15 protein-coding genes are annotated in these 17,265 nt (G+C 36.9%); 12 read left to right on the top strand and 3 right to left on the bottom strand.

Features of this window, described 5'->3' with window-relative positions; all coding sequences use genetic code 11:
- Window positions 1–18: 18 nt before the first annotated feature.
- Window positions 19–1,776, top strand: coding sequence for a pyruvate kinase (gene pyk / locus BLV40_RS05320; protein WP_090687852.1), 1,758 nt, complete (start codon window positions 19–21; stop codon window positions 1,774–1,776).
- 314 nt (window positions 1,777–2,090) lie between these two features.
- On the top strand, window positions 2,091–2,480 hold the full coding sequence (locus BLV40_RS05315; RefSeq protein ID WP_026593636.1) for an FxsA family protein: 390 nt from the start codon (window positions 2,091–2,093) through the stop codon (window positions 2,478–2,480).
- Between the two features lie 295 nt (window positions 2,481–2,775).
- Here the strand turns inward: BLV40_RS05315 and ytvI are convergent, their stop codons facing one another.
- Window positions 2,776–3,894, bottom strand: coding sequence for a sporulation integral membrane protein YtvI (gene ytvI / locus BLV40_RS05310; RefSeq protein WP_026593635.1), 1,119 nt, complete (start codon window positions 3,892–3,894; stop codon window positions 2,776–2,778).
- A 377-nt stretch (window positions 3,895–4,271) separates the two neighbouring features.
- Between ytvI and BLV40_RS05305 the strand changes: the two genes are divergently transcribed.
- The 5 genes from BLV40_RS05305 to BLV40_RS05285 all read left to right on the top strand — a co-directional run bounded on the left by BLV40_RS05305 (window position 4,272) and on the right by BLV40_RS05285 (window position 9,371).
- Complete coding sequence (locus BLV40_RS05305) at window positions 4,272–4,733, top strand: DUF441 domain-containing protein (protein WP_090687850.1); 462 nt, start codon at window positions 4,272–4,274, stop codon at window positions 4,731–4,733.
- A 387-nt stretch (window positions 4,734–5,120) separates the two neighbouring features.
- Window positions 5,121–6,269, top strand: coding sequence for a citrate synthase (citZ, locus tag BLV40_RS05300; protein WP_139265467.1), 1,149 nt, complete (start codon window positions 5,121–5,123; stop codon window positions 6,267–6,269).
- A 161-nt stretch (window positions 6,270–6,430) separates the two neighbouring features.
- Window positions 6,431–7,723: an NADP-dependent isocitrate dehydrogenase gene (gene icd, locus BLV40_RS05295; RefSeq protein WP_026593632.1), complete on the top strand. Its 1,293-nt coding sequence runs from the start codon at window positions 6,431–6,433 to the stop codon at window positions 7,721–7,723.
- Between the two features lie 20 nt (window positions 7,724–7,743).
- On the top strand, window positions 7,744–8,682 hold the full coding sequence (gene mdh, locus BLV40_RS05290; RefSeq protein WP_026593631.1) for a malate dehydrogenase: 939 nt from the start codon (window positions 7,744–7,746) through the stop codon (window positions 8,680–8,682).
- Between the two features lie 215 nt (window positions 8,683–8,897).
- On the top strand, window positions 8,898–9,371 hold the full coding sequence (locus BLV40_RS05285; protein ID WP_026593630.1) for a MaoC/PaaZ C-terminal domain-containing protein: 474 nt from the start codon (window positions 8,898–8,900) through the stop codon (window positions 9,369–9,371).
- Between the two features lie 72 nt (window positions 9,372–9,443).
- Here BLV40_RS05285 and BLV40_RS28410 read toward each other — a convergent pair whose 3' ends face one another.
- Window positions 9,444–9,584 carry a hypothetical protein gene (locus BLV40_RS28410; protein ID WP_170833604.1) on the bottom strand — a complete coding sequence of 47 codons (141 nt, stop codon included), beginning with the start codon at window positions 9,582–9,584 and terminating at the stop codon, window positions 9,444–9,446.
- A gap of 97 nt (window positions 9,585–9,681) precedes the next feature.
- Window positions 9,682–10,005: a YnfA family protein gene (locus BLV40_RS05280; protein ID WP_090687844.1), complete on the bottom strand. Its 324-nt coding sequence runs from the start codon at window positions 10,003–10,005 to the stop codon at window positions 9,682–9,684.
- Between the two features lie 171 nt (window positions 10,006–10,176).
- Between BLV40_RS05280 and BLV40_RS05275 the strand changes: the two genes are divergently transcribed.
- The 5 genes from BLV40_RS05275 (at window position 10,177) to ytaF (ending at window position 17,223) form a co-directional block, all read left to right on the top strand.
- Entirely contained in the window at window positions 10,177–10,893 is a 717-nt protein-coding gene (locus tag BLV40_RS05275) for a response regulator transcription factor (protein ID WP_026593628.1), read from the top strand.
- On the top strand, window positions 10,886–12,649 hold the full coding sequence (locus tag BLV40_RS05270; protein ID WP_090687842.1) for a two-component system histidine kinase PnpS: 1,764 nt from the start codon (window positions 10,886–10,888) through the stop codon (window positions 12,647–12,649). The genes BLV40_RS05275 and BLV40_RS05270 overlap by 8 nt, the downstream gene beginning before the upstream one ends.
- Window positions 12,650–13,030: 381 nt before the next feature.
- A complete protein-coding gene (gene polA / locus BLV40_RS05265; protein ID WP_090687839.1) occupies window positions 13,031–15,664 on the top strand; it encodes a DNA polymerase I in 2,634 nt (877 codons plus the stop codon).
- Window positions 15,665–15,676: 12 nt separating this feature from the next.
- The gene (gene mutM, locus BLV40_RS05260) at window positions 15,677–16,507 is read left to right on the top strand and encodes a DNA-formamidopyrimidine glycosylase (protein WP_026593625.1); all 831 of its coding nucleotides are present in this window, start codon (window positions 15,677–15,679) and stop codon (window positions 16,505–16,507) included.
- Between the two features lie 83 nt (window positions 16,508–16,590).
- Window positions 16,591–17,223 carry a sporulation membrane protein YtaF gene (gene ytaF / locus BLV40_RS05255; protein ID WP_090687837.1) on the top strand — a complete coding sequence of 211 codons (633 nt, stop codon included), beginning with the start codon at window positions 16,591–16,593 and terminating at the stop codon, window positions 17,221–17,223.
- Window positions 17,224–17,265 lie beyond the last annotated feature (42 nt).

Here is a 17,265-nt window from a genome sequence, read left to right as displayed (position 1 = left end):
AATTTTCGGAGGTGCAATATGCGTAAAACAAAAATTGTATGTACTATAGGTCCTGCTAGTGAAAGTATTGAAAAATTAGAGCAATTAATCGGAGCGGGTATGAACGTTGCTCGTTTAAACTTCTCTCATGGTAGCCATGAAGAGCATGGAGCGCGTATTAAAAACATTCGTGAAGCTTCAAAGAAAACTGGTAAAACAGTTGCAATCTTACTTGATACAAAAGGTCCAGAAATCCGTACACATGATTTCGTAGACGGACAAGCTGAACTAGTAACAGGTGCAGAAGTAGTTATCTCTACAGAGCAAGTATTAGGAACTGCAGAGAAGTTCTCTGTATCTTATGCTGGTCTTTATGATGATGTAGACCCAGGTTCTCGCATTCTAATTGATGACGGTCTTATCGAACTAGAAGTGATCGAGAAAGCTGCCGGAAACATCCGTACAAAAGTATTAAACAGCGGAACTGTAAAAAATAAAAAAGGTGTTAACGTACCAAACGTAAGCATTAAGCTTCCTGGTATCACTGAAAAAGACGTACAAGATATCATATTTGGTATCGAGCAAAAAGTTGATTTCATTGCAGCATCTTTCGTACGTAAAGCAGCTGACGTATTAGAAATCCGTGAATTATTAGAAGCACACAATGCTCAATTCATCCAAATCGTACCAAAAATTGAGAACCAAGAAGGTATCGATAACATCGATTCAATCTTAGAAGTTTCTGACGGTTTAATGGTAGCTCGTGGTGATATGGGTGTGGAAATTCCGCCAGAAGAAGTACCATTAGTACAAAAGCGTCTAATCAAAAAATGTAACGTATTAGGTAAACCGGTTATTACAGCAACACAAATGTTAGATTCTATGCAACGTAACCCACGTCCAACTCGTGCGGAAGCGAGTGACGTAGCGAACGCAATCTTCGACGGTACAGATGCAATCATGCTTTCTGGTGAAACTGCAGCGGGTCAATATCCAGTAGAAGCAGTAACAATGATGGCGAACATCGCAGTACGTGTTGAAAAATCATTGCAATATGAAGATATGTTCAAAAAACGTATTAAAGAGTTCACTCCAACAATTACAGATGCGATTAGTCAATCTGTTGCACATACAGCGCTTGCTCTTGATGTAGCTGCAATTGTAGCTCCAACAGAAAGTGGATACACTGCAAAAATGATCTCTAAATATCGTCCGAAATCTCCAATCGTAGCTGTAACATCTGACGAGCAAGTGGGTCGTCGTCTTGCACTTGTTTGGGGTGTGCAAGCATTTATGGCTGGAAAACGTGCAGCATCTACTGATGAAATGTTAGATACTGCGATTCAAACGGTTATGGATGCAGGTCTAATCGGACTTGGAGATACTGTTGTAATTACTGCTGGTGTTCCAGTTGCTGAAACTGGTACAACAAACTTAATGAAAATCCATGTTGTTGGCGAAGAGATCGCTAAGGGACAAGGGATTGGTCGTAAAGCAGCAAAAGGTAAAGTAGTTGTAGCGAAAACAGCTGCAGAAGCTGTAGCGAACGTAACAGAAGGTGACATCCTTGTTACAACAAGTACGGATAAAGATATGATTCCTGCAATTGAAAAAGCGGCAGCTCTAGTTGTAGAAGAAGGCGGCTTAACAAGCCATGCAGCTGTTGTAGGTGTATCAATCGGCATTCCAGTTATCGTTGGTGTAAACGGTGTAACAGCAACTCTAAAAAATGGCCAAGAAGTAACAGTTGATGCAGCGCGCGGAATTGTTTATAATGGACATGCGGAAGTGCTATAAGAAGTAATATGGAGAGAAGGATAGGAGTCCTTCTCTTTTTTTTTACAATTTAAAGATAAAAATCATTCTGAAAAAGTGGGGCTTTCATTAGTCGAAAAGGATTACCCCTTAGATAGGTGTTGTTTGAAGTCTTAAAACCTTGTAAGAAGGGATTGTTTTGTGATTAGTAAGGGAAAGTCTAATGTACTTCTTGGAGGGAATTAAGGGCTATCTCGACGTTGTGAGCGTATTTTATTAGCTCAGTGCCTTATTTTTATTTGAATGAAATGAGGGGTATTGTGCTTTAAATATAACGAAGGAAAAGGTGTGAGAGTATGAAGTGGCTTCTGTTTCTTTTTATTTTAATTCCTACAGTTGAAGTGACAGTGCTCATTGGTTCTAGTCATTTAATTGGCATGTGGCCAACTTTCGCTATGATTGTGTTTACGGCTGCTCTTGGTGCTTATTTAGCAAAACAACAAGGGTTTATGGTGCTAAGAGAAATTCAGTCAAGATTGAATAGAGGGGAAATGCCAGGTGATGCCGTATTAGATGGGATCTTTGTCTTTATAGGTGGAGTCCTTCTGTTAGTACCTGGATATGTAACGGATATAATAGGGTTTGTTTTTATATTTCCACTAACAAGAAAGCTATTTAAGCCTGTTGTAATGAAATGGTTAGAGTGGAAATTAAGAAGGAACACAACCGTTATCGTGCAAAAATAACACTTAGAACGCGATTTGTTCTAAGTGTTATTTTTTTGTCGAATTACAAAATGTATAATTATTCATTTGTAGAAAAAGGAAGAAATGCCAATAATAATTATGTGTAAAACAGAATAAAAATGTAAAATAGTGTTTAAAAGGGTCGTTTTTATGCAAAAACAAGGGAATTACCCATAACATATGGATAATTCCCTTGTTCTATTTGTGAGTAGTAAGACCCCGTCTCAAGGTTCAGAGGGAAACGAGGAAGAGAAGGTGGGCTGATGAAGAAAACCCCACGGATTAAAGTTTTACTTTATTTTAATGGTGACCCTTTAATGAATTTCCATAAATCATGAAATACATGGGCCTTGTGCAATGTGTTTAATAGTACTAATGTAACTGGACCGATGATTAATCCTAAAAAACCATATAGTTTAAATCCGACGAACAATGCAATAAGCGTCGATAATGGATCGAGTCCGATGTTGGATGATAACACTTTTGGTTCCATGATTTGTCTTTGAACAATGACAACAATATATAAAATAAGTAGGCCGATTGCGAAGGCTGTATCTCCTGTGAAAAATACATAGATAACCCAAGGAACAAAGACTGCTCCTGTTCCTAAATAAGGAAGTAAGTCTACAATTCCTGTAATGATTGCAATTGTGATAGCATACGGTACACGTAAAATTAATAATCCGATTAGTACGATGACGGTTGTCATAGACACAAGTGTGAGTTGTGCCTTTACAAACCCAAATAGCGCTTTTCGTAAATCGACAAAAATAGTTTTTCCGTATCCGTGTAGGCGATTTGGCAGCAAGCGTTTTCCTTTATGAGCAAGTGCATGCCAATCAAAACTAATAAAGAAAGTTGCTAATAAGATAAAGACAAGAACTGTTAAAGTTGTTGGGAGTGCACTAATGAAATTTGTTAATCCGCTTATAATAGCAGTCAACAAGTCCTTCATCTGCTTTGTTGCGTCCGTTCCTAGATTTTGAATGTTTTGTGTAATGGTATATTGTTGTGATTCCCCAAGATGATTAAATTTAGAAATTAAATCATCATATAAAGGCATAATATTATTGAGTGCAAATTGCTGTGCATACTGTACAATTGCTGGAAACTTCTCTGTGACGATTTGTAGTAAGTAAGTTGTGGCGGAAATCGCTTCTGTTACAAGATACGTAACGAGTCCGACTAAGGCGCCAAACACGAGAACTAAGCTGACGAGTACCGCTAAGGCACGGGGAAATTGTAATTTTTGATTGAGAAAATTTACGACTGGATTAATCAAGTAAGCAAAAGCTAATGCGATGATAAAAGGGTATATAAGACCTGAAACATACAAAAGCGCATAAAACCCAATTATTGTTGCTAGAATGACAAATATAAGTCGCAATATCATATACAGTGAGTTTCGATTCAAAGGTGTTTACCTCCCATTCCAAATCGTATTTATGTTATAGTGGAATGATGGATTTATCCCGCTATTTACGGGCGGTGTAAAGCAATTTGCTCGTAAAAGCCTGACGGCGAGGGCTAATCGACAGTATAAAATCCCCTATACTGATTGACAAGAGCCTCATTTAATCTACTTTTTATTTTACCTGTTTCTTATAAGAAAAGAAAGGAGAGTGCTTGTCTTTCTTGGTAAATGTAAACATCGTATTTAAGGGGTTGAAGGTCTGTATATATCATCTATATTGATTGATAAATACTTATTGTTTATAGCATGTATAACGATGTGTTTAACAGAATTTCTTTTGTAAACAGGTTCATTATTTTCAGAAAGGAAGTGTAATCATGATTAGTCAATCCACGTTATTTTTATTCATACTTCTTATTATTGGACTTATTGCTAAAAATCAATCACTCACTGTAGCAGTTGGTGTTTTATTTTTATTAAAGTGGACGTTTTTAGGAGATAAGATTCTACCATATCTACAAACAAAAGGAATTAATCTTGGTGTAACGGTAATTACGATTGCGGTTCTTGTTCCAATAGCTACGGGTGAAATCGGATTTAAGCAGTTGGGTGAAGCGGCTAAATCTTATTACGCATGGATTGCTTTAGCGTCAGGAATAGCGGTCGCTCTCTTGGCAAAAGGAGGAGTACAGTTATTAACGAGTGATCCTCATATTACAACTGCGCTCGTATTTGGAACAATTATAGCAGTTGCGTTGTTTAATGGAGTCGCTGTAGGACCATTAATTGGAGCGGGAATTGCGTATGCGGTGATGAACATTATACAAATGTTTAAGTGAAAAATTTTATTGTAATATAAATTTTTTGAATTCTTTCCATTCACAAAAGTCAGATAATTGTTTATAATGTAATTAGAAAACTTTTCAAAGGTTACATAGCAGCGAAGACTTACACCAGATAAAATAAAAACAACATAAAATAATTTTTACTGATGTTGTTTTATGTTGTTTTTATCATAAACTCTTCGAAACTAGTTTTCCTCACCATCTGTTGTTCTAAGCGTGAGGATTCGAGGAGAAACTCACGCTCATGCTTTACAACAAGCAATGGAACTACAAGATGGGAACATCACAGCAAATTTGCATGATCGTGCATTTTGCTTGCCTAAAGAGTGAACGGGCGTTCATAATTTATATGGGGAAGCAAACAAATATAAGGGAGCAAGGTTGGGAGAATTTTCAGGAAAAGGAGAGAGTGTAATGACTGTTATTCGAGGTTTAGAAGGGGTAGTAGCAACAACATCATCCGTGAGTTCTATTATTGACGATACATTAACGTATGTTGGGTATAATATTGATGATTTAGCGGAAAACGCTACGTTTGAAGAAGTGGTATACTTACTGTGGCATCGTAAACTTCCTAATGAAGAGGAATTAAATGAGTTAAAAGAATCTTTATCGGAATATTCTAAAGTTCCAAGTGAGATTTTATCATATTTAAAACAAGTAGATTTAAAGATTGCACATCCGATGTCAGTTTTACGAACAGCGATTTCCATGTTATCATTATACGATGAGAGTGCTGAATTAATGGATGAGAAGTCCAATTATTTGAAAGCGGTTAAATTACAGGCTCAAGTAGGTACTCTTGTTGCAGCATATGCAAGAATTCGTAAAGGTTTAGAAGTTGTTGAGCCACGAAAAGATCTATCATTAGCTGCAAACTTTATCTATATGTTAAATGACCGTGAACCAAATGAAGTAGAGATCGAAGCTTTTGATAAGGCGCTTGTGCTTCATGCGGATCATGAATTAAATGCTTCTACATTTACAGCACGTGTTTGTGTTGCGACGCTTTCAGATGTATATTCTGGAATTACAGCAGCAATTGGTGCTTTAAAAGGACCTCTTCATGGCGGTGCGAACGAAAATGTAATGAAGATGTTAAAAGAGATTGGTGAAGAAGAAAATGTAGAGTCCTATATTCATAACGCACTTCAAAATAAAGTTAAGATTATGGGATTTGGCCATCGCGTATATGAAAATGGTGACCCACGTGCGAAACATTTACGTGAAATGTCTAAGAGATTATGCGTGCTTTTAGGAGAAGAGAAATGGTATAATATGTCTATCAAAATCGAAGACATTGTCACAAAAGAAAAAGGTCTTCCACCAAATGTCGATTTCTATTCTGCTTCTGTTTACCATTGTTTAGGAATTGATCATGATTTATTTACACCAATCTTTGCGATTAGTCGTATGTCAGGTTGGTTAGCTCATATTTTAGAGCAATATGAAAACAACCGTTTAATCCGTCCGCGTGCTGATTATAATGGACCAACGCATCAACGTTATATCCCATTAGCGCAACGATAAGTTAAAAACACTATTTTGATAGTGTAAATACACTTTCAAAAGTCTGATTTTTTTGGAAAGATGTAATGATTGGAATATTTTAATTTGACTAACGGTTTGAACTGAGGGTTTTATTCCCTCAGTTTCATACATATGAAATTTCAAACATGGGGGTTATCACAGTGACGACAGGAGAAAAAATTACTGTAACGAATGGTGTTATGAATGTACCGAACAATCCAATTATTCCTTTTATTGAAGGAGATGGAATTGGACCAGATATTTGGGCAGCAGCATCTCGTGTATTAGAAGCAGCTGTTGAAAAAGCTTATGATGGTGAGAAGAAAATCGTTTGGAAAGAAGTGCTTGCAGGGGAAAAAGCATTCAACCAAACAGGTGAATGGTTACCAGAAGAGACGTTAAATGAGATCCGTGAATACTTGATTGCAATTAAAGGCCCACTTACAACTCCTGTTGGTGGTGGTATCCGTTCTCTAAACGTAGCACTTCGTCAAGAATTAGATTTATACGTATGTTTACGTCCAGTTCGTTATTTTGAAGGTGTTCCTTCACCTGTAAAACGTCCGGAAGATACTGATATGGTAATTTTCCGTGAAAATACAGAAGACATTTATGCTGGTATTGAATATGCACAAGGATCTCCAGAAGCGCAAAAAGTGCTTGAGTTCTTAAAAGAAACAATGGGTGTAAATAAAATTCGCTTCCCAGAAACATCAGGAATTGGTATTAAACCAATTTCAGAAGAAGGGACAAAGCGTCTTGTTCGTGCTGCGATTCAATATGCAATTAACGAAAAACGCTCTTCTGTTACATTAGTTCATAAAGGAAACATTATGAAATTTACAGAAGGTGCTTTCAAAAACTGGGGTTATGAAGTAGCGGAACAAGAATTCAGTGATAAAGTATTTACTTGGGCTGAATATGACCGCATTGTTGAAAAAGATGGTAAAGATGCAGCGAATAAAGCGATGGCAGCAGCTGAAGAAGCTGGTAAAATCATCGTTAAAGATTCTATTGCAGATATCTTCTTACAACAAATTTTAACACGTCCACGTGAGTTCGATGTTGTTGCAACAATGAACTTAAATGGCGATTATATTTCTGATGCACTTGCAGCACAAGTAGGTGGCATTGGTATTGCACCTGGTGCAAACATTAACTATGTTACTGGGCATGCTATTTTTGAAGCTACACATGGTACAGCTCCAAAATATGCAGGTTTAGATAAAGTAAATCCATCTTCTGTTCTTCTTTCAGGAGTATTATTATTAGAGCATTTAGGGTGGAATGAAGCTGCGAAATTAGTAACTGCTTCAGTAGAAAAAACAATTGCTTCAAAAGTGGTAACATATGACTTCGCACGTCTTATGGATGGTGCAACTGAAGTGAAATGTTCTGAATTTGCTGATGCCCTTATTAATAATATGGACTTAGCGGTAATCAAAAACGCATAATTTAAAGTGAGGGAGAAATTATGACAATCAAACGCAAAAAAGTATCAGTCATCGGTGCAGGATTTACAGGAGCAACAACCGCATTCTTATTAGGACAAAAAGAGCTTGCAGATGTTGTATTGGTGGACATTCCACAACTGGAAAATCCAACAAAAGGGAAAGCGTTAGATATGTTAGAAGCAAGCCCTATACAAGGTTTTGACGCTAACATTATCGGCACGTCTGATTACGCAGATACTGCTGATTCTGACGTTGTTGTTATTACAGCGGGTATTGCACGTAAACCAGGTATGAGCCGTGATGATTTAGTAGCGACAAACTCTAAAATTATGAAAAGTATTACACAAGATATCGTAAAACATTCACCAAACGCAATTATTGTTGTGTTAACAAATCCAGTTGACGCAATGACATATTCTGTATTTAAAGAAGCTGGATTCCCGAAAGAGCGCGTTATCGGTCAATCTGGTGTATTAGATACAGCTCGTTTCCGTACATTCATCGCACAAGAATTAAATCTTTCTGTTAAAGACATTACAGGATTCGTTCTTGGTGGTCACGGTGATGATATGGTACCTCTTGTACGTTATTCTTATGCAGGCGGTATTCCGTTAGAAACATTAATTCCAAAAGAGCGCTTAGATGCAATCGTAGAACGTACGCGTAAAGGCGGCGGTGAAATTGTAAGTTTACTAGGAAACGGTAGTGCATACTACGCACCAGCTGCTTCTTTAGTTGAAATGACTGAAGCGATCTTAAAAGATCAACGCCGCGTATTACCGGCTATCGCATACCTTGAAGGTGAATATGGATATAGTGACCTTTACCTAGGTGTACCAGTAATTCTAGGTGGTAACGGAATTGAAAAAATTATCGAATTAGAACTTCGTGAAGAAGAAAAAGAAGCGTTAGATCGTTCAGTAGAATCTGTACGTAACGTTATGAAAGTTCTTGTTTAATACAAAATATATGGTAGAAAAAGATTCGGACTCCGAATCTTTTTCTACTATTTAGAGTATTATTTTTTTAAAATAACATGAAAACGCTATCATTAATTGTATCCTACAATGGAAACATAGACTTATAATGTACATTGCCCTCATTATAGTAGCGCTTCGGATAAGATATTGCTTTTGGTAGGATAATAAAATAAAACTTGGAGGGGGATTGTAACATGTTAAAGAAAAAAATTCAAATTGGTCGTCGAATGGATGAGATTACAGTAGGAGAAAAGTTATCTATCACTGAAAAAATTGAGGATAAAGATCTATTATTGTATTTAGGATTAACAAATGATTCCAATCCGTTATATATCCAGCATGATTATGCATCCCAAACTCCGTATGAAAAGCCAATTGTACCAAGCATTATGTTAACGGGTATAATTACAACGGCAGTTACAAAATATTTACCAGGTCCAGGTAGTCATGTTGTTAGGAAAGATCTAACTTTTGTGAAACCAGTTCATCATTATGAAACATTGCAAATTCATTTTGAAGTTGTAGCGGTTTCGGAGGAAGAACATACAATTGATATGCGTGTATTCGCTTATGATGAAAAAGAAGAAGTAGTTGTAAAGGGTGTATTAACGGTAGCGCCGCCTTACAAATCGGCTTCTATTTTAGAAAAAGCATTAGATAATTTTTAATAATGAGTTCGTGTGTAATAAAGAATCGTACTAATTTATCATATGATAGATTAGTACGATTTTAAGTATAACTTAACTGAAAAAATCTTCTACAAACCCTTCTGAAAAATCAACGATGCTAGTTTGTAATGTTCCCCAGTTTGAAAAGCAGACAGTAAAACCAACTACAAATAATAAAGTGAAGCCAGGTAGTACCCATTTTTTGCGATTCATTTTGAATTCCCCTCTTAATGCATAAATCCTTATGTTTAAATTTAATAATGTTAATTGTTACATTTTAAGGAGAGAGAAGTCAAGTGGGTATCTGTCTTTAACCACGTGGCCAAAGAATAATAAACACACCAATAAGGCAAACCGCTGCACCAGCCCAATCGAACAAATCAGGTGTTTTCTTATCAATCATCCATCCCCATAGTAAACTCATTACAATAAACACGCCGCCATAAGCTGCGTATATACGGCCGAAACTAGAAAATACTTGGAATGTTGCAATTACGCCGTATAAGCATAAAATGATCCCGCCAATTAGGCCAAACCAAATGGAACCGCCTTCTCTTATCCATTTCCAGATGAGGTATCCACCACCAATTTCAGCTAGTCCGGCAAGAATGAAAATAACAGCTGCTTTAAACATGAATATGTACCATCGCTTTCTATTAGATATATTTTCCTGTATAACTATAGTACAATCAAACTTAGTGAATAGACAATTCTATTGAGAGGGGAATTGTTTTCTAGTATGATGAGAATAGCGGGGAAATACTAGGATGAAGAAGGTTTCAAGTCTATAACTTGGAGGAAGAGAATGAGTAATAGAATTTTAGTTGTTGATGATGAGGAGTTTATTTTAACTTTAATTGAATTTAATTTGCAGCAAGCAGGATTTGAAGTCATAACAGCAATGGATGGCGAAGTGGCACTGCATAAAGCGACAACTGAACGTCCAGACCTGATCATATTAGATTTAATGCTTCCGAAAATGGATGGTATGGAAGTGTGTAAAGAATTACGTTTACAGCGTATTATGACACCTATTTTAATGTTAACAGCGAAAGATGATGAATTTGATAAGGTGTTAGGTCTTGAGCTTGGGGCAGATGATTATATGACAAAGCCGTTTAGTCCGAGGGAAGTTGTTGCTCGTGTGAAGGCAATTTTACGTCGTACGAAATTGCAAGAAGAACAAGTTCCAGAAGTGCAGGATGAAAATAGCATTATGATTACTGATTTAAAAATTTTACCTGAGTTTTACGAGGCGTATTTCCAGGGGGAAAAGCTAGAGCTAACGCCGAAAGAATTTGAGCTACTTGTATATTTAGCAAAGAATAAGGGCCGTGTGTTAACACGTGATCAGTTACTAAGTGCTGTATGGAACTATGATTTTGCTGGAGATACAAGAATCGTCGATGTTCATATTAGTCATTTACGAGATAAAATTGAAAAGAATACGAAAAAGCCAGCATACATTAAAACAATTCGTGGATTAGGTTATAAATTAGAGGAGCCAAAGGGGGATGAATAAATTCCGCTCGAGGCTTCTCTTTACATTTGTTTCTCTGATTATTCTTATTTTAGTTGGACTAGGGGTACTGCTCGAAACGGTGTTTGAGAACTACTATATTGATCACGCGAAAGAAAGAACAGTAAAAGAGACAAGATATGTTGCTTCATTGGTAGAGGTAGAAGGCATTGATCGCGTTTTAAAAAAGCCAAACATATTTGAGCAATTTGAAGAGCAAGTTCCTGTTTCAATTATATTTGTTGATGAAGAGAAGAAGGTCAAATATAGTAACAGCAAAGAATCTGTATTTAGTCAAGCAACAATTGAGGAACTTTCCTCTGAAACAGCAAAACAAAAAAATAGAGTGATTACGAAGGAAACAAGTGATAACAATGTATTTTATCATGCAGTGTTTGTTCAAGATACAGAGGGGAAACAAGGGTATATCATTATAAAGAGTATAATAGCTCCTTTGCAAGATGTTCACCAAAAAACGTGGGGATTATTAATTATAGGATTTGTGATTGCTTGTCTTGTTGTTGTTTTTCTTGGTGTGAAAATTACAGGTCAATATATTCGTCCGATAGAGTCTGTTACGAAAGTAGCGATTGAATTAGCGAAGGGGAATTATAAGGCACGTGCTTATGAAAGCCATTCAGATGAAACTGGGATGTTAAGTAAGGCAATTAATATTTTAGCGCGTAATTTACAAGAAATGACGTTAGAGCAAGAAATGCAACAAGATCGTTTACATACACTGATTGAAAATATGGGAAGCGGTATGATTTTAATTGATAGCCGCGGCTATATAAGTCTTGTGAACCGCTCGTATAAAGAGATTTTTCATGTAACGGATGAAGAATATTTAGATCGCTTATACTATGAAGCGTTTCTTCATGCAGAAATCATTGAACTTGTGGAAGAAATTTTTATGACAGAAGTAAAAGTGCGGAAGCAAATGCTGCTGCCACTTAGTATTGAAAGAAAACATTTTGAAGTATATGGCGCGCCGATTATCGGGACGAATCATGAGTGGAAAGGGATTGTTCTTGTATTCCACGATATAACGGAACTAAAGAAACTAGAGCAAATGCGAAAAGACTTTTTAGCGAATGTTTCCCATGAACTAAAAACGCCAATTACTTCTATTAAAGGATTTTCTGAAACACTACTTGATGGAGCGATGGAAAATCAACAGTTTTGTGAGCATTTTTTACACATTATTTTAAAGGAAAGCGAACGTATGCAAGGCTTAATCGAAGACTTGTTGGATCTATCAAAGATTGAACAACAAGGCTTTAAGCTAAATATGGGTACCGTTGATATAAAAGGATTACTGGAAGAAATTCAAATGGTACTAGATAAAAAGTCACAAGATAAAGATATTATTTTACAAGTGGACATTAACAAGTCAGTTTTTGTTATTGGGGATTCTAGTCGGTTGAAGCAAATCTTTATCAATTTAATTAACAATGCAATTCTGTATACACCTTCTGGAGGTACGGTATCTGTTAAGTTGTTTGAAGATGATCATAGTGTATATATCAAAGTGTCTGATACAGGAATTGGGATTAGTAAAGAGGAAATTCCACGTATTTTTGAACGTTTTTATCGGGTAGATAAAGCAAGAAGTCGAAACACAGGCGGGACAGGGCTTGGATTATCGATTGTAAAACATTTAGTAGAAGCGCATCATGGGACAGTTACTGTAGAGAGTGAAGTAGGAGAAGGAACAACATTTACAGTAACCTTGCAAAAAGTCGCTTTAGGGAAATGAGTTTCACATTCCCTTAGATGATGGACATTTACATTATATTAACAATAGCTTCATTAAACATTAATAAAGTCCTGTTAATATAATAGATGAAAACCCCTTCATCCAAGGAGTAATTTTGGACGAGAATAGGTGCTCTATTCTCGTCACTTCCCTTTTTGTGAAATTGCTTTATGTAACTTTTGTCAAAGTGTTATACGAATAGGATACGGAGATTTCATTCATGAGATATTGTGAAAACATCTCCATTGTATATTAAATATATGTAGTAGGAAGAACCGTTGTTTTTCTTCTCTCTGTTAGTCGTGTTAATATAGAGAGAAGGAAAAGACGGTTTTTTCTATATAAAAACTCGTTGAAAATTTGTATGAGGAGGTTTTCGATTTGGAAAAAAAGGTTGTATTAGTCGATGGAAATAATATCGCGTATCGTGCTTTCTTTGCACTGCCGCTTTTAAATAATGACAAAGGTATACATACGAACGCAATTTATGGTTTTACGATGATGTTAATGAGAATATTAGAAGAGGAAAAACCAACGCATATGCTTGTTGCGTTTGATGCGGGGAAAACAACATTTCGTCACAAAACATTTAGTGAATATAAAGGAGGGCGTCAAAAAACGCCGCCTGAATTGTCAGAGCAATTCCCATTTATTCGTGAGCTACTAGACGCGTTTCATGTGCCACGTTATGAGTTAGAGAACTATGAAGCAGATGACATTATGGGTACACTGGCAAAAGAAGCGAGTGAACAAGGTGCCCACGTAAAAGTTATTTCTGGAGATAAAGATTTACTGCAGCTTGTTTCTGATAACACGCTTGTATGTATTCCGCGTAAAGGAATTACAGAAGTAGATGAATATACGAAAGAAGCTTTATTTGAAAAATATAGTTTATCACCACAGCAAATTATCGATATGAAGGGTCTCATGGGAGATCAATCTGATAATATTCCAGGTGTGCCAGGTGTTGGTGAGAAGACGGCAATTAAATTGTTAACGCAATTTGAAACAGTAGAAGCCGTATATGAGAACATAGACAAAGTAAGTGGAAAGAAACTAAAAGAAAAATTAGAAGCAAATAAAGAGCAAGCGCTCATGAGTAAAGAACTTGCGACGATTATTACGGATGCTCCGATTACAGTACATGTGGATGATATCGAATATAAAGGATATGAAGCGAGTGACGTCATTCCGATGTTCGAGAATTTAGGCTTTACTTCCTTATTAAATAAGCTTGGTGCGTCTTCTGAAGAAACGGCGCCAGCTGAATTAGATGATATTTTGTTTGATATTGTAGAAGAAGTAACAGAAGAGATGCTACAGCAAGATAGTGCGATTATTGTGGAAGTACAAGAAGATAATTACCATAGAGCCGACATTCAAGGGTTTGGGATTCAAAATGAAAATGGTTGCTATTTCATTCCGAGTGATATTGCGCTCAAATCTGAAGCTTTTATGAAGTGGCTTGCAGATGATGAAATGAAAAAGTATACGTTTGATGCGAAACGTGCCATTGTTGCACTTAAGTGGAAAGGTGTAGAAATTAGAGGGATCGATTTTGACTTGCTAATTGCCGCTTATTTACTTGATCCAGCTGATACAGATAAAGATTTCCGTGCCGTAGCGAAAATGAAAGAAACACATGCTGTTCAATCTGATGAAGAGGTATATGGAAAAGGTGCAAAACGTACGGTTCCTGAGCAAGAGGTAGTGGCAGAACACGTAGCTCGAAAAGTACATGTACTATACGATGTGCACAAAACATTTGTAGAAGAACTACAGAACAATGAACAATATGAACTGTTTACAGAGCTAGAAATGCCGCTTGCCCGTGTGTTAGCTGAAATGGAAGTAAAGGGCGTCAAGGTTGATACAGAGCGCTTACGTAATATGGGAGTTGAGCTTGCTGGAAGGCTTAAGGAAATGGAACGAGAAATTTATGAGCTTGCTGGAACAGAGTTTAATATTAACTCACCGAAGCAGCTCGGCGTAGTTTTATTTGAAAACTTAAATTTACCGGTTATTAAAAAGACAAAAACAGGATATTCTACATCGGCTGATGTATTGGACAAATTAATGGGGCATCATGAAATTATCCCTAATATCTTACATTATCGTCAATTAGGGAAATTGAATTCTACCTACATTGAAGGATTATTAAAGGTAGTTCATGAAGATTCTTCTAAAATTCATACCCGTTTTAACCAAGTACTGACGCAAACGGGCCGACTAAGCTCTACAGAACCAAATTTACAAAATATCCCGATTCGCTTAGAGGAAGGAAGAAAGATTCGCCAAGCATTCATTCCTTCAAAAGAAGGATGGGTTATGTATGCAGCCGATTATTCACAAATTGAACTGCGTGTCTTGGCGCATATTGCAAACGACAAAGGGTTAGTGGAAGCGTTCCAGCATGATATGGATATTCATACGAAAACAGCAATGGACGTATTTGGCGTTGGAAAAGATGAAGTAACATCGAATATGAGACGTCAGGCAAAAGCTGTTAACTTTGGAATTGTATATGGTATTAGCGATTATGGACTTTCGCAAAACTTAGGAATTACACGAAAAGCGGCAGGGGAATTTATTGAAAAGTATTTTGCGAGTTTCCCTGGAGTAAAAGAATATATGGATGAGATTGTACAAGAAGCAAAGCAAAAAGGGTATGTTTCTACATTATTAAATCGCCGTCGTTATATTCCAGAAATTACGAGTCGCAATTTTAATTTACGCGGCTTTGCTGAGCGTACTGCGATGAATACTCCAATTCAAGGTAGTGCAGCTGATATTATAAAAAAAGCGATGATTATTATGGCAGACCGCCTAGAAGAAGAAGGTTTACAAGCGCGTCTTCTTCTTCAAGTACACGATGAATTAATTTTTGAAGTGCCAAAAGAAGAAGTAGAAAAGTTAGAGAAGCTTGTACCTGAAGTAATGGAGCATGCAATTGAACTTGCAGTTCCGCTAAAAGTTGATTACTCTTACGGTCCAACTTGGTATGACGCAAAATAAGGAAGTGATTGAATGCCTGAATTACCAGAGGTTGAAAATGTTAGAAGGACACTTGAAAACCTTGTAACGGGAAAAATAATTAAAGATGTGATTGTAACATATCCAAAATTAGTAAAGCGACCAGATGACGCTGAACTCTTTAAAGAAATGTTACGCGGTGAAACGATTGAACGGATTGAACGAAGAGGTAAGTTTTTACTTCTTTATGTAACAAAGTACGTTATTGTTTCACACTTGCGTATGGAGGGGAAATATTTACTTCATAAAGAGGACGAACCAATTGATAAACATACGCACGTGCGTTTTCAGTTTACAGATGGTACAGAGTTACACTATAAAGATGTGAGAAAGTTTGGTACGATGCACCTCTTTAAAAAAGGTGAAGAATTCGACAAAATGCCACTTGCTGATTTAGGGCCTGAGCCATTTGACGCTGAACTGACACCAGGATATTTGCAGGAGAGATTGAAAAAGACAAACCGCAAAATAAAAGTTGTACTATTAGATCAACGTCTTTTAGTTGGGCTTGGGAATATATATGTAGATGAAGTTTTATTCCGTTCCGGGATTCACCCAGAACGAGAAGCTTCATCTTTAACGAAAGCCGAAATAGAAAAAATTCATGAGGCAACTGTCGCAACATTAGCGGAGGCTGTTGAGCGCGGAGGAAGTACAATCAGAACGTATATCAATTCGCAAGGACAAATCGGCTCGTTCCAAGAGCTTCTAAATGTGTATGGAAGAAAAGGTGAACCATGCGTAACGTGTGGGAGTGTGATTGAAAAGACAGTGGTTGGTGGACGAGGAACGCATTATTGCCCTATGTGCCAGCCAAAAAGCTAAGAAAGATATTGTTTTCTAATAACATCGGATAGGTATTTGTCATATACATACAGCAAAGCTATGTATAGGGAAGGAGCTTACCGATGTATCATTATTTCTCTCTTGTTTTATTAGCTTTTACATTAAGTTTAGACAGCTGTAGTGTAGGGCTTACGTATGGTTTGCGGAGCGTGAGGATTCCGTTAAAATCGATACTTATCATTGGAATGTGTTCAGCGGCTGTCATGCTTGTTTCGATGGGAATTGGACATATGATTGCTAAGGTGTTTTCTCCAGTGATTGCAACGCGCATTGGCGGAATCGTTTTAGTGGCTATTGGTGCATGGGTGTTGTATCAGTTTTTTCGGAGTGAGAAAAAAGACGAACCGCAGCAAGAAGAGAAAGTTTGGAAGTTAGAAATTGCTTCGCTCGGATTAGTCATTCAAATTTTACGGAAGCCGACTGTTGCCGATTTTGATAAATCAGGCACAATTTCTGGTGGAGAAGCCTTGCTTTTGGGGATCGCTCTTTCAGTAGACTCGTTTGGAGCAGGAATTGGTGCATCCTTACTAGGATATACGCCTGCTATGATGGCGGTGTTAGTTGCCGTTATGAGCTCTCTGTTTTTATTTATTGGAATGAGGCTAGGAACGGTTTTATCGAATATGCGATGGTTACAAAAATTTACGTTTCTACCTGGGATTTTACTTATTATTATTGGAATTTGGAAAATGTAAGTGGGAGCGTGGAACATAAGTTTCACGCTTCTATTTGTAAGG

The sequence above is a fragment of the Bacillus sp. 166amftsu genome (genome assembly GCF_900107445.1).
Classification (GTDB): domain Bacteria; phylum Bacillota; class Bacilli; order Bacillales; family Bacillaceae_G; genus Bacillus_A; species Bacillus_A arachidis.
The sequence above is the reverse complement of the archived record's forward strand: the minus strand, read 5'-3'. Positions and strand labels throughout refer to the sequence as shown.